This is a genomic window from Prochlorococcus sp. G4PB17, assembly GCF_059772445.1.
This window is the reverse complement of sequence record NZ_CM186288.1, coordinates 1,521,808-1,535,700: the sequence shown is the minus strand read 5'-3', so window position 1 is coordinate 1,535,700 and position 13,893 is coordinate 1,521,808. Positions and strand designations below refer to the sequence as shown.

General features: G+C 33.3%; 17 protein-coding genes. 10 read left to right on the top strand and 7 right to left on the bottom strand.

What is annotated here, in order from left to right; translation table 11 throughout:
• Positions 1-8 precede the first annotated feature (8 nt).
• The 5 genes from AC6EJB_RS08760 to AC6EJB_RS08740 all read left to right on the top strand — a co-directional run bounded on the left by AC6EJB_RS08760 (position 9) and on the right by AC6EJB_RS08740 (position 3,229).
• Complete coding sequence (locus tag AC6EJB_RS08760) at positions 9-1,190, top strand: GNAT family N-acetyltransferase (RefSeq protein WP_498491031.1); 1,182 nt, start codon at positions 9-11, stop codon at positions 1,188-1,190.
• Positions 1,191-1,220: 30 nt separating this feature from the next.
• Positions 1,221-1,487 carry a hypothetical protein gene (locus tag AC6EJB_RS08755; RefSeq protein WP_498491029.1) on the top strand — a complete coding sequence of 89 codons (267 nt, stop codon included), beginning with the start codon at positions 1,221-1,223 and terminating at the stop codon, positions 1,485-1,487.
• Positions 1,488-1,568: 81 nt separating this feature from the next.
• Positions 1,569-1,970, top strand: coding sequence for a DUF4346 domain-containing protein (locus AC6EJB_RS08750; RefSeq protein WP_498491028.1), 402 nt, complete (start codon positions 1,569-1,571; stop codon positions 1,968-1,970).
• 13 nt (positions 1,971-1,983) lie between these two features.
• Entirely contained in the window at positions 1,984-2,178 is a 195-nt protein-coding gene (locus tag AC6EJB_RS08745; RefSeq protein WP_498491026.1) for a hypothetical protein, read from the top strand.
• 109 nt (positions 2,179-2,287) lie between these two features.
• Positions 2,288-3,229: a vitamin K epoxide reductase family protein gene (locus AC6EJB_RS08740; protein ID WP_498491025.1), complete on the top strand. Its 942-nt coding sequence runs from the start codon at positions 2,288-2,290 to the stop codon at positions 3,227-3,229.
• A 5-nt stretch (positions 3,230-3,234) separates the two neighbouring features.
• Here the strand turns inward: AC6EJB_RS08740 and nadB are convergent, their stop codons facing one another.
• Together nadB and AC6EJB_RS08730 are read right to left on the bottom strand one after the other, a co-directional pair.
• A complete protein-coding gene (gene nadB, locus AC6EJB_RS08735; RefSeq protein WP_498491023.1) occupies positions 3,235-4,917 on the bottom strand; it encodes an L-aspartate oxidase in 1,683 nt (560 codons plus the stop codon).
• A gap of 11 nt (positions 4,918-4,928) precedes the next feature.
• On the bottom strand, positions 4,929-5,567 hold the full coding sequence (locus AC6EJB_RS08730) for a DUF3120 domain-containing protein (protein WP_498491022.1): 639 nt from the start codon (positions 5,565-5,567) through the stop codon (positions 4,929-4,931).
• A gap of 412 nt (positions 5,568-5,979) precedes the next feature.
• On the opposite strand from AC6EJB_RS08730, the gene AC6EJB_RS08725 reads away from it, so the two are divergent.
• The 5 genes from AC6EJB_RS08725 (at position 5,980) to AC6EJB_RS08705 (ending at position 11,223) form a co-directional block, all read left to right on the top strand.
• The gene (locus AC6EJB_RS08725) at positions 5,980-7,329 is read left to right on the top strand and encodes a TIGR03279 family radical SAM protein (RefSeq protein WP_498491020.1); all 1,350 of its coding nucleotides are present in this window, start codon (positions 5,980-5,982) and stop codon (positions 7,327-7,329) included.
• A 37-nt stretch (positions 7,330-7,366) separates the two neighbouring features.
• Complete coding sequence (locus AC6EJB_RS08720; protein WP_498491018.1) at positions 7,367-8,944, top strand: TolC family protein; 1,578 nt, start codon at positions 7,367-7,369, stop codon at positions 8,942-8,944.
• 18 nt (positions 8,945-8,962) lie between these two features.
• Positions 8,963-9,781 (top strand): inositol monophosphatase family protein, encoded by an 819-nt coding sequence (locus tag AC6EJB_RS08715; protein WP_498491017.1) that lies wholly within the window; start codon positions 8,963-8,965, stop codon positions 9,779-9,781.
• Positions 9,782-9,917: 136 nt separating this feature from the next.
• Positions 9,918-10,832, top strand: coding sequence for a YihY/virulence factor BrkB family protein (locus AC6EJB_RS08710; protein WP_498493009.1), 915 nt, complete (start codon positions 9,918-9,920; stop codon positions 10,830-10,832).
• A gap of 61 nt (positions 10,833-10,893) precedes the next feature.
• Positions 10,894-11,223, top strand: coding sequence for a hypothetical protein (locus AC6EJB_RS08705; protein WP_498491015.1), 330 nt, complete (start codon positions 10,894-10,896; stop codon positions 11,221-11,223).
• A gap of 2 nt (positions 11,224-11,225) precedes the next feature.
• On the opposite strand, the gene xseB is transcribed toward AC6EJB_RS08705, so the two are convergent.
• The 5 genes from xseB to AC6EJB_RS08680 all read right to left on the bottom strand — a co-directional run bounded on the left by xseB (position 11,226) and on the right by AC6EJB_RS08680 (position 13,701).
• On the bottom strand, positions 11,226-11,516 hold the full coding sequence (gene xseB / locus AC6EJB_RS08700; protein WP_498491013.1) for an exodeoxyribonuclease VII small subunit: 291 nt from the start codon (positions 11,514-11,516) through the stop codon (positions 11,226-11,228).
• Positions 11,517-11,542: 26 nt separating this feature from the next.
• A complete protein-coding gene (gene xseA, locus AC6EJB_RS08695) occupies positions 11,543-12,703 on the bottom strand; it encodes an exodeoxyribonuclease VII large subunit (RefSeq protein ID WP_498491011.1) in 1,161 nt (386 codons plus the stop codon).
• A 31-nt stretch (positions 12,704-12,734) separates the two neighbouring features.
• Entirely contained in the window at positions 12,735-12,881 is a 147-nt protein-coding gene (locus tag AC6EJB_RS08690; protein ID WP_498491010.1) for a CAB/ELIP/HLIP family chlorophyll-binding protein, read from the bottom strand.
• Between the two features lie 105 nt (positions 12,882-12,986).
• A complete protein-coding gene (locus AC6EJB_RS08685) occupies positions 12,987-13,370 on the bottom strand; it encodes a DUF8663 family protein (protein WP_498491009.1) in 384 nt (127 codons plus the stop codon).
• A gap of 55 nt (positions 13,371-13,425) precedes the next feature.
• Entirely contained in the window at positions 13,426-13,701 is a 276-nt protein-coding gene (locus AC6EJB_RS08680) for a DUF2973 domain-containing protein (protein WP_498491008.1), read from the bottom strand.
• Positions 13,702-13,893: the final 192 nt, after the last annotated feature.

Genomic DNA, 13,893 nt, shown 5'->3' with positions numbered 1-13,893 from the left:
TAAAAGAAATGAACAATATCAAAATCAAATGGCATGCAACAATCCAAGAAATTCCTAAAACTATTTGGAATAATTTCTTAAAAGAAAGTTCAACTCCTTTTTATAAATGGGATTGGTTAAATGCATTAGAAAGATCAAAAAGTGTTAGCAAAAAATATGGATGGCAACCATTATTTCTCTCTGCGTGGAGTGAAAATGATTTAATTGCATGTGCACCTCTCTATCTTAAATCTCATAGCTATGGAGAATTTATTTTTGACAATGCCTTTGTTCAACTAGCTGGAGATATGGGGCTTCAATATTATCCAAAACTAATTGGAATGAGTCCATTAAGTCCAATAGAAGGTTATCGCTTTCTTTTTGCAGATGGAGTTAATGAGATAGACCTCACACAAATATTAATCTCTGAAATTGATAGTTTTGCTAAGCATAATGGAATCCTTAGTTGTAATTTTTTATATGTAGATCCTAATTGGATGGAAATAGCTGAATCTCTAAATTGCGCCAAATGGGTCAATCAACAAAGTTTGTTAAAATTGAATGAAGAAAAAAGTTTTTCGGACTTTTTACAAAAATTTAATTCCAATCAACGTAGGAATATTAAGAGAGAAAGAGAAAGTATAAAAAAATGTGGAGTAAAAATTGAACCTCTAAGTGGATCTCAAATCAATGTAATGAATTTAAAAAAAATGCATTATTTTTATGAGCTTCATTGTTCAAGATGGGGAGTATGGGGTAGCAAATACCTCACTGAATCATTTTTCACTGAACTTACATCAACAGAACTCAAAGAAAATATTGTTTTATTTGATGCAAAAGAAGAAGGAATTGATAAAACAATTGGAATGTCATTATGCGTGAAAAATGAAAATATGCTTTGGGGACGATATTGGGGAGCAGAAAAACATATAGATAATTTACATTTTGAAGCTTGTTATTACTCCCCGATTGAGTGGGCAATAGCAAATAAAATAAAATATTTTGATCCTGGAGCGGGCGGGAATCACAAAAAACGAAGAGGTTTTATTGCTAAACCGAATGCAAGTCTTCATAGATGGTACAACTTACCCATGGACTCATTAATAAGAGAATGGCTACCAAAAGCAAATAAGTTAATGCTTGATCAAATAAACGCTACAAATAATGAAGTACCTTTTAAGTATGAAGAGCCAAACCTATCAAATACATAGTAACTTCAGAAAATTAAAGAATTAATCTAAATGACAGACAACAATTTACTAGATTCTCCTGAGAAAGATGAATCAGATTCCATACAACAAAGTGAAAACGATTCTAATGTAGAAAAACCATTCTTCGCAAAAGGTATTTTTAGCTATAAAGACAAAGGCACTCAGGGGGTTATTACTCTTTTTGGCTACGAGCTAACAGCACCGGCAGGTCTAAAAAATCCAGGTGTTGTTTATTTATCTTTTATTTTTGTAAATTTACTTATATTTTTAATCTTAAAAAGCTTTATATCTGGATAAATATTTGACACGCAAAACCCATCAAGTAAAAAACAATATATATAGACTTATGTATTTATTTTTAATTTGTAAATTAAAAAAATGAAGCATCTAGATCTACAAGAAAAATTTATTCAATCAATAAAGCAAATAGACGATAAATTATCTAAGCGTCACATTGAACTAGATCCAAAGGGTTATTTCTTAATTAAAATTGAGACTTTAACTAATGAGTTAATACTTGAACATTATTTGAATAATATTGATCACAAAGGTCGCGCTGTTGATCCTGAAACAGGACAGCCAATTGGTTGTTCAACAAAAAGTCCAAACCAACCAAGTAACATATTTAGAGGAAAAACAGCCAAGGAAGTAGGTATTCAAATCTCTGAGGGTGATGGCCCATATCCTCTAAGTCGATTAGATCATGCGATTTACATTGGTCGTGAATTACAGCGTGCAGAGCAATGTCTCAAAACTGGAGAAGAGTACATACAAGATTGAATTAACAAATTTTATGGATAAAGCACTGGATGTTCTATCATTAGATGAAACTTTTAAATCAAATGGGAATTCTTTTTTACTTAGTTTTTGTTGGAGCTGGGCTTACTGCAGCTATATTGATTCAAAAAGCCTTAAAAGCTATAAAACTAATCTAAATTCAAAATTATTTAGATTATTATTTATTTTTAAGAAGAAAATAAATCCTTAAATGGTTCTAAAATACAAAGAAGATTTAAATTGATTTAAGTTAATCTGACTTTAAATGCGTTCTTTATTATAATAAAAACAATAATTATAAAGATTGTAAATCAAACTTTATGGGAGGGACAAGGCTAAAAAGTCGTCGACGCCAAGATCTAGGTTCTAAGTCGGCGAGAGTTGCAATAGCTGTATTATCAACAATAGGTGTTATTGACACTGGATCAATAACATTAAATAAATGGGGATGGATAGGGAATCTTAATTGCCCAGGAGGAATAGAAGGCTGCGACAAAGTTTTAAATAGTCCTTGGGGGAATTTCATTAAAAATGATAATCTTTCTATTCCATTATCTTTAATAGGTTTACTAAGTTACTTTTTAATATTATTAATGGCTATTTTCCCATTAATACCTATTTTTAAAAGCCAGAAAAGTAATATATCAAACCTTACATGGTGGTCTTCTTTTTATATATCAATATCAACTTTTATTTTTAGCTTAATTTTGATATCTATAATGATATTTAAAATTAAAGCATTCTGTTTCTTTTGCTTTCTTTCTTGTCTTATATCACTGTCACTTCTATTATTAAATATATTTGGAGCAAGTTGGGAAGATTATGGAAAATTGTTTTTTAGAGGTTGTATTATGTCAGTAGCTATTCTTTTAGCAGGACTAATTTGGTCTTCATCTGTTGAGCCATCATCTAATGACATAGCAAATAATACTCAAGGTATGCCTCCTGTGGTAATAGCTATAAGTTCACCTGAAAAAATCAAACTCGCTGAGCATTTAACAAGAGAAGGCGCTGTAATGTACAACGCTTACTGGTGTCCACATTGTCATGATCAAAAAGAATTATTTGGAAAAGAAGCTAGTGAAAAATTAAATCTAGTTGAATGTGCAAAAGATGGGTTTAACAACAAAAGAGAACTTTGCGAAGCCAAAGGTATCACTGGATTCCCTTCTTGGGAAATTAATGGCTCAATTGATTCAGGAGTTAAAAGCCTAAACGAATTAGCAGAACTGACTAATTACCCAATAAATCAGGATTTTTAGACTAATTAATATATGTCGCTAACCGGTCTTGTATAAATATGCTTTCCTTTTACTTGACGTGTATGACACTTCCAAAAGGGAACTGAAGTAGGAAAGTCATCTCTAAAGTGACCTCCCCTGCTCTCTTCACGAAACAAACAAGCCTCCAACATTAGCAAACTTGACATTTGTCTATTACTCAAATCAAGAAGCAAATTCAGATCTTTCCTTGCAATTTCATCAAATCCATTAATTGAATTTTTTGGCTGAGAAAATACTAGATTTAGCAGGGGTTCGTTTAAGAGGTTGTCATAATCTCGTTTAACTTTTGCAAGAGCAGCACTCATTCCTTTATGCGATCGATCAACTCCAGCCTCGCTCCAACATAATTGTCTAAGCTTTTCGATTTCTTTGATTAGATATTGAGTCCCTTTTTTATTTGAAAAACGAAGATTTGCTTTTTTAAATATAAAATTACTTCCTAAGATATTCTTCATCTGAAAATCATTTAATTCGATATTTCGCATTTGGTTAGCAAAAACCAAACATTCCATTAATGAATTACTTGCGAGCCTATTTGCTCCGTGTAATCCTGTGCAAGCTACTTCCCCGATAGCAAAAAGTCCTTTGATATTTGTTTGTGCTTTCAAGTTCGTTGCAACCCCGCCCATCCAATAATGAGCAGATGGAGCTACTGGGATAACTTCTTCTAAAGGTTCTAAACCAAGCTCTCTACACCTTTGAAAAATTGATGGAAATCGTGCTTCTACATTTTTAATACCAATCGATTTAGCATCAAGGCCCAAGTGATCGACTTTCTGTTTTTGCATTGCTTGAAATAATGCCCTGCTTACTTGATCTCTAGATGCAAGGTCTTTACCTGGAAGGTGATCTACAGGACTTTTTCCGAAAGAATCAACTAAAGTTGCACCCTCTCCCCTTAAAGCTTCAGAAATCAAAAAAGACGGAGCACCATCAAGCTTGAGTGCAGTTGGGTGAAACTGAAAAAATTCAAGGTCCTCTATTTCGGCTCCAGCCCTCCAAGCCAGAGCAATGCCCTCCCCTGCTGCTTGAGTTGGATTTGTTGTGTTGGCGAACAAATGGCCGCCACCACCAGTAGCTAGAACAACTGCCTTTGCATTTATCCATCGCAAAGCTGGTCCATCTAATACCTGCACTCCAAAACATCTTCCATCTTCAACCCAGATTTGAGTAACTCTTATTCCTCTTTTATGAAGCACATTATCTCGACGATCAACTTGTTCATTTAAAACATCCACCAAAGCCTTTCCAGTTCTATCTTGCACATGAAGAACTCTTCTGTGAGTATGAGCAGCCTCAAGAGTGGTAGATAATTTTCCAAAGGTTCTATCAAATTCCATGCCTAGGTTAAGAAGTCTATTGACTAATCTTGGGGCACTCTCAACAAACATCTGCACTGCTTTGGGATCACACAGACCTGCACCGGCTTTAATGGTGTCCAAAGCATGAATCTCTTCGCTGTCTTCTATTCGAGTAACAGCAGCCATCCCCCCTTGCGCCCATCTACTTGAGGAGCGCTTACTTGTATTGCGATTTAAAAGTAAAATTTTCAAGTTTGATGGAAGTTCAAGAGAAGTCATTAAACCCGCCGCCCCAGCTCCAATAACAACTACATCCCAATTACCTGAGTAAATATCATTTTTATGAAATCCATTATTTAAGTCCATAAATATATTTTTCAAATCAACCCACTTAATTGGGGCTGAATCAAAGTAGTTGCAAAAAATAAACCATCAACCCATAAGGTAGTTGTCAAAGCTGCACTGGATACAAGCCAAGCATCGCAAGAAGAAAGTTCTATTTTTGATTTTCTATTCATCCAATTCGAAATCCAAATTATTAACAATGCTGCGATAGAAATTGCTATTAAAGCAAATGGCGACAATAATTGTTCCGCAGTCAAACTCAGCATTTTGGAGGCTTCTGAGAAAGGAGCTTCAACGACTTGAGGCCAAGACTTCATAACTCCTGTTAAAACAATCATCACATCAGTAAAAGCAGTTCCTAATAACGATGCCAAATAGAAACTGGCTCCAATTTTCCATCGAGACTTTAAAAGACTGACGGCTATGGGCAAGGCTATTGACTCGACAGGCAAATGCCAAACAGGATGTGCCCTTAACCAACCCCAAAAAAGACATCCTCCCAACCAACTCCAACTCACGCCAACTAATAGCGAGCCCACAGAAGTCCATTTTTCAGTAGCAAACTTTAGTAAATAAAATCCAAGAAAAAATATTATGAAACTAAATAAAAAAGCTGAAAAGGGAAATACATGAACCCAGGGTGCCTGAATAAAAACCGGCAGGACAACCATTGTGCTAGACCAAAATTGCAATGTCCTTGGCCTTGACAGATAGTCCTTTTCTGTATTTATTTTCTTGTTGGAATTGTTTGAGTAAATCAGAATTAATAAAACTGAGTTGGTTTCAGCTCACCCTTCTATGAATTTACATTCAAGTCGATACCCAAACCAAAATGTCTTTAGAATACAAATAATAAAGTTTTCAAAAAAAATCTTAAAAACTTCTAAGTAGTAATGATTGCAATACTTTTTTTAATTGAGTTTATTAATCACTGGAAAAATAGACCCTTCAAAAAGCCTCTAAAATGCTTTTTAGTGAAAATTTACTTATATTAAAAAAATAATTGACTCTTCAAGTTGAATTTCAATTTTTTTCATCCCAATTGAAAAATATAACAAAATATTTTTCTAGTTCAGGAGCAAAATGGGGAAAATAAAGATAAGCGAAAACAAAATTAAGCCAGCTGTAGTTGCTGCTATTGAACCTGGTTCAATAGGCGAGGATCTTGGATTTGAAGTTGGGGATCAGTTAATTAGTATTAACGGAGTAAAACCAAGAGATCTTATCGATTACAAATTTCTTATTGCTGAAGAAAGCCTTCAACTAAAAATATTAGATGAAAAAGGCAATATACATAAAATTGAAATCGAAAAAGATCAAGATGATGAATTAGGACTTGCTTTTACTGAAGCTTTATTTGATGGACTAAAACAATGTAATAATCGATGTCCATTTTGTTTTATTGACCAACAACCTTCTGGAAAAAGGAAAAGTTTATATCTAAAAGATGACGACTATAGACTCAGCTTTTTATATGGCTCTTATTTAACACTTACAAACCTGTCGGAACAAGACTGGCTAAGAATAGATCAACAAAGACTCACACCCTTATTTGTCTCAGTTCATGCAACAGAACCCTCCTTAAGATCGCAATTACTTAGAAATCCTAACGCTATCGACCTTTTAAAACAATTAGCTTGGTTCGCTAAAAAGAGAATACAAATTCATGCTCAAATTGTTGTTTGTCCTGACATAAATGATGGAGAAGCATTAGCAAAAACCATAAATGACCTATTTAGCTTTGGCCAAGGAGATTTTCCAGTAGTTCTCTCAGTAGCTGTAGTTCCAGTTGGCTTAACAAGATTTCGACCTAGTGATGATGGATTAATACCTGTTGATGCTAAGTGTGCCATAAATGTCATAAATCAAGTGGAGCCAATGCAGAGAAATTTTTTTAAATCAACCGGTTCCCGATTCGCCTGGTTATCAGACGAATGGTATCTAATCGCGAAAAAGCGATTACCAAAATTAACTTCCTATGAGGATTTACCTCAAAAAGAAAATGGCGTAGGTAGTATTCGGAGTTTTTTAAAATCTATGGATGCAGCAACAATTAATCTCCCTAAACAAATTCCTCAAAAGAGAACATGCAGCTGGGTTGTGGGCAAACTTGTTGAAAATGAATTATTAAAAATCCATAAAAGACTAAATACAATAAATAATTTCACACTTCATCTTTATGGACTGCCTAGTCCTTATTGGGGCCAAGAACAAATAGTTACTGGCCTACTTACCGGCCAAGATCTTATAAAAGGACTGCAGGGAAAAGACTTAGGAGATGAATTACTTCTACCATCTGTCATGCTAAGACAAGGTGAAAAAATTTTTCTTGATGACATGACTCTTCAAGAGCTATGTTCGTCACTTAATGTATCTATAAGAATTGTTCATGATGCACAGGACATCGTGAATAAAGCACTTCGTAAAGCATAATCGCTTTACTAAATCCATCTCAATTTTTCATACAACTATGGGGAGAGTGAAGAGAAAGTATCTAATTGTCGCTGGGTTATTTATATCTGGTCTAAATCCCTTATGGGCTACAAGTTCGCAAAATATAACCTCCCTCAAAGGGATGAGAGAAGAATCAAGTAAAAAGCAAATTCAGAAAAAACAAGACTTTCTATATGAATTAAGTTCGCCTGCGGATCTTTCTTTACCCTCAAGATCCAGAGAGGTATTGGTAAAAACTTTTAAAGAAATTAAAATCAATGATTTAGAAAAGATACTTATAAATAACAATCGAACAATCAAAGTTTACTTAGAAAAAGTAAATCAAGCTAAGTCCATATTAAAAAGTTCTTTATCCTCTTGGTATCCAACCCTGAACTTAACAGCTAATGGTTTGCCTCAATATTTTGAATCTAATAATTACAATGAATCAAATTCATTACAAGATACTTCTAGTAAGCAATTGAGCTCTTCTATAAGTGCTCAAGTTAAGTGGGATATAATTAATGCAGCAAGAGTACCAGAAATAGCTTCAGCTAGAGATAGTTTTGATAAGGCCAAGCATACGTATTCAATAATTTTAAGAGATTTAAAATTAGAGGCAAAAAGACGTTACTTCAATTTACAAAAAGCAAATGAAGAAATAGAAGTAGCAACTAAATCTATTGAATCCTCAACTCTTGGATTAAAAGATGCTGAAATTAGATTTGAATCAGGTGTTGGTACTAAATTAGAAGTTCTCGAAGCAAGAACACAATTAGCTAGAGATCAACAGTTATTAAATATCAAATTAGGAGATCAAAAAATTGGCCAAAGATCTCTAGCCGAAATACTTAGTTTTCCAGAAGATGTAACACCATTAATTGGTTCAAAAACGAAAGTAATAGGTATATGGGATTTATCACTAGAAGATAGTATTATTGCAGCTTATAGTGCAAGGGAAGAATTAGATAATTTATTACTAGACATATCAATAAACAATAGCAATGCCAATGCTGCCCTTGCTGCGGTAAAACCAAAGATAAGCATAGTCAATACTTCAACATCTACATTTAGAAAAGGTGAAATAAATACTGTCTCTCCCAACTTGGATAATAAATCTTCTAGTTTTTCTAACACTATTGGTATAAATGCAACTTGGTTTCTTTTTGATGGAGGCAATGCAAGATCTTTATATAACTACAACAAGAGCAAAGCTGAAGAAGCAAAATTGAATTTTGCTCTTAAAAGAGCACAAATCAGAAAAGAAGTTGAAGAGGTTTTCTTTAAACTAGAATCAGCCAAACTAAATATTTCTGCTTCTTACACAGAAGTTTTATCATCAAGAGAATCTCTTAGGCTTGCTAAACTCAGATATAAATCAGGTATTACTACACAACGAGAAGTTGTAAATAATCAAAGAGATCTAACTGATTCAGAGGTTCGATATATTATCTCTGTCACTAGTTACAACACTTTATTGGCTGATTTAAGTAGACAAACAGGCTTGGATAACATCAAGCCATGTGATATCAAAGTCAATCAAAAGAATCAAGAAAAACTAGAAAATTCAATTAATCTTTATGAATCAAATTTAATCCCTTTATGTCAGCTATAGGCTTTTAAGCAAATTAAAATGAACTCAAATCCAATATCTAAATCACTTAGCAACGATCAATTGATTTCAATTCATCATTTAGTTGATGAAGTTGGAAGACGTCAATTGCAGGATTTTGGTCAAATCAATTCTGATATCAAACCAGACGGAACACTAATTACTGAATGTGATAGATGGAGTGATAAAACAATAGTGGAAGGTTTAGCAAAAATTGCAAACGGAGAAGGCGTCCTCAGTGAAGAAGGTAATAAATTAATCCCTAGTTCAAGTGAATATTGGGTTGTTGATCCTCTTGATGGCACAACAAATTTTGCAGCAGGTATTCCCTATTGGGCTATCTCAATAGCACGTTTTACCAATGGGCAACCTGAGACAGCTTTTCTTGATATTCCAGCTTTAAAAAAAAGAATTTTTGCAATTAAAGGAAAGGGTGTTTGGCTAAACAACAAACCACTGAGACCTGAATCACGTTTCAAAAAAAATAGTGACTGCATTTCTCTTTGCAGCCGATCTATTAAAGTTTTGCAAATGAAACCACAGCAGGCTTTTCCAGGGAAAATCAGATTACTTGGGGTCTCAAGTTTAAATATGACGAGTGTTGCCATCGGTCAAACAATTGCAGCATTAGAGGCTACACCCAAAATCTGGGATATTGCAGCAGCATGGTTAATCCTTGAAGAACTTCATTGCCTCATCAAATGGTTGGAGACCCATCCAAAAGATATTCATCCAGGAACCGATCTTACTTCAGTAAATTTCCCTTTATTAACTGCATCCACCGAAGATCAATTGAACAAGATGCTTCCTTGGGGCACCGCCTTAATCCACGATAATTAATTCATCATCAGCTCCTTTTTATTTAAGAAATAAAAAATCTTTTTACGAAAAAATCTAAGATTTCAAATCAACCCATTCAACTTTGATAAATCTTCTCCAAACGAGGTAGCGTAATGGTAAATACTTGAAAACCAACGTGGGTTTGAACTGGAGTCAAAAAGTAAGGTGGTTTTTTAGCAGCCTCTGGAGAGCTTATGAAAGATGGTCTAAGTGTGATTGCGTTGATTTGAGCGCAGCCTTTGCTTACTACACTCTTCAGTCATTTTTCCCAATATTATTAATATCTCTATCCGTTGCTTCATGGGTCTTAGGAAAGCAACAAGGTTTAGATCAATATCTCATTGCACAGGCTTCTCTAGTATTGCCACCTTCAGTGGTTGGGTTGGTAGAAACAACTCTTGTAAAATTAGTTAACCAAGGTTTTGGAGCTGGAATACTTGGTGCAATTTTCTTGATGATCACTGCTGGAAATGCATATCTCACATTACAAAGAGGAGCAGATAGATTGTGGGAAGATGTTTTGCCAGTCAAATCAAAACCTGACCCACTAAGAATTCAAGCTTTTAGGTTTATAAGAAATCGAATCGAAGCCTTTTTTGTGGTTTTATTAATTGGTTTTTTAATGGTCATAGATCAAATCAGTGCAAATATTCGTATGATTCCAGGTGCTGTTTTGGAGGAATTAGCAAATACAACACCGTGGATTGAAAAAGCTATGTCAAGAATTCCAGTGCTGCAAGTAGGTCAATTCATGCTTCCTTTGATAGGCTTTTCAACTATGGCACTTCTTTTACAAGGCTTACTCCCAAGTAGAAGAGTTCCTTTAAAACCATTAATACCTGGAGCTTTTATGATAGGAACTTTGCTAACTATTTTAAATTTGGCTGTTAGCAGAAGTATTCTCTCTTTGGGCTCAAGATTTCAAGCTTATGGATTCATTGGAGGAGTACTGGTTTTAACTCTTTGGGTTTGGATGGTAGGAGTAATTATTTATTTTGGTCAATGTTGGAGCGTTGTAATTGCAAGCATGCGTCGCAATCGATACGTTTAAAATCAATTAAACAATCAGAAAAATTTAAATTAGAATAAACAAATGAACATTTTCACTCATCATGAATAGGCCATCTTCATTAGTTTGGATGGTATTTATATTACTTTTGATTTTACCTACACCAGCTGGGAAATTTATTATTGATTTAGCTGGTGGAATCTTTCTAATAATTACAATAATACCACTACTTTTAGGAGGGATTGGATGGTTTGCTTGGAGGAGGATCCAATCAAAACTACAAACTTGCGAAGTTTGTGGAACAAGTTTCGTAGGTATTCAAAATGTTTGCCCAGTATGTGGAAACAATATAAGAAATATTAAAAATAATTTAGACAATATTCCAGCAAATGCAGCAACTATTGATATAAAATCCGAAGATATAAATTTATAAATTTAATCAATATTTAAAAATTCAGGGTTAATTTCATTAATCTCTTGTTCAACAAACTGCAAAAGTTCCTCACAATGTTTTAGAAGTAAATGACCCTTTATATAGTTATTTTTAATTTTATCTAGGGAAATATTTTCATCTTGGACATTGATTAAAATGACTTCCAATGCAGCTATTGATTCCTCGTAATTTAATTTTTTAATTTCTTTTTTTAAAAATTCTATATTTTTAATATTAGTTTCTTTATGAAACTTGGAGTTATTATTTTTAGCGACCTCATCAGAAAATGACATAGAATATTAAAGTTTACTCAATCAAATTATATTTTATCATATTTAATAGTGTCAGCCTGTGCAATTATTTTACCATCAGAGAATTGAACTGTAAAAATATCTTTTTCATTAATATCTTTAACACTATATATCGAATTACCTAGCTTATCCGTAATCAAAGCGAAACCTTTTCTTAACAATCTTTCTGGAGAAAGAGCATTCAAAAGCTGATGAATATGATTAATTTTAGTTTTTTTTGCTTTTATTAATCGCTGAGGAGAATAAGATTGAAAAAATGATTTTTTTGTAATTAGGAAATTCTTTTTGTTCTGGAAAAAGAATTTAAAATAATCTTTGATCATTTTTTTTGTTTGTAAAAAATTTTTTGTTTCAATATTTCTAGAAGGTAATAGATCAACAATTGCAGCAGTTGGAGTAGCAGAAGTATGGTCTGAAACAAGATCAGAAACTGTTAAATCATCCTCATGGCCTATTCCTGTAATTACAGGAATAGGAAAAGTCACTATTTCTCTAGCTATAATTTCACTATCAAACAATATTAAATCTTCTCTGTTTCCTCCTCCTCTTGCTATAACTATCGCGTCTAGACCTAACTTATTTTTTCTTAAATTATTTAAAATAAGCTTTAATTCATTTTCATTATTACCTTGAACTGGAATAGGAATTATATACAATCTAGTCAAAGGCCATCTCTCCTTAGCTGTTCTCAGCATGTCAGCCAAAGCAGAACTAGGAACACTTGTAAGAAGACCAATTGAATGAGGATATTTTGGTAATTTTCTACGTAATGAAAAATCTAACAAACCTTCTTTCATCAGTTTTGATTTAACTATTTCAAACTTTTTAAGAACAGTAGAAATACTGGCTCGGATATCAATAACCTGTACAGATATTCTTGCTTGTGATTCCCAAAAATTTAACTTACCGATAATAATCACGCCATCATCTTGCTTTGGTACAAATTTTAAAGATTTTATTTTTGATGACCATGCAACTCCATCAATGCTTGCTTTTCCATCAGTTAAGGTTAACCATAAATGGCCTTTTTTAATTTGAGATTTAGAAACAGTCGCCTTAAGTATAAATTTCGGTGCGAATCCTCTTGACAATAATAAACCTATACATTCATTTAATTCATTCACCTCATACGTAGGTAAAGATTCTTTAGCTGTTTTAAGATTAGACAAACTATTGAAGATAAAAAACCAAAAATAGTTTTTAACCTATACCCATCTGAGTTAAAATTCCTTGCCCTGTTAAAAGCTCTGTGGTTAAGCCTATTAAAATACCCATCATTGCTAATCGCCCATTCCATATCTCAGCAAAATTGACAAATCCATAACGAGGTTCCAAGTTATCCTTCATTTGTAAATCAAAAACATTTTAAATAATACTAAAGAAAAGCTCTAAATGAGAAAACATATAAACAAACTATTGAAATTAATTTGTTTTTAAAACTTAAAAACAAACCTATCGAACATGTCTTGCGCCATCAACTGGATGATAGTCCTCTCCAGTTAATTCCTCGTAAATAATTGCAGGTAATCCAGTTTCAAACATTGTTTGAAGAGCTTCTTTTAAATAAGGGTTCCATCCTCCGGTACTTACTTCCCCGTGTCGAACTGTCCAATCCCATGTTCCTTGTAAATCTCGAGGAATTCTGCCTTCTCTATCTCGTCTAGCAACCAAATCTAGAGATTCTACTAACCCAACTTGGATTGGATCTTTCCCATAAGCAGGAGTAAGACTAAGCTCGAGTCTTACAGGATCCTCCTTTAATAACCTAAGACGAAACCTTGGAGGTAACTTCATGTTTTTCAAAACTGCAGCGACTATGCGTGTTCTTTGTTCCAAAATTAAAACCTCTTTGAGACCTATTTAATGTCAAACCAAAAAATCTAATGAAAAATTATTCAAAAGGCTTTTCAGATGATTGTGGATGATCAGTGTCCTTTGAAAAACGAACTGTGAGCAAATCTTCATCAGTAATGCAGCCATCTTTGTTTAATAGCTCAGGATGAATAGTTATCATTCCTGTTCTATCATCACTTTTCTCTTTCTTAAAAGAATCTTGAGTATTTGATGATTGTTCGAAAACGAATCCATTAAACATTATCCGCGCAGCAATAATCAACAAAATAAAAACTGAAAGGCCATATAAAAAAGGTAAGAAATTGCTCAACATTTGCAAAATGAGAAATCAAAAAGTTGAATTGTTTAATCAGGTTTAGTTTGAAGTCGATTTATTTTAATCCTCTATGACAGAATAACTGACAACTAAATTCTAGAGTAAATAAAGTTCAACAAGAACGTTCTTTAGTAAAAATCCATGATAATTAAATTAGTTGATCACTAAATTTACAAATTGGCTATTATG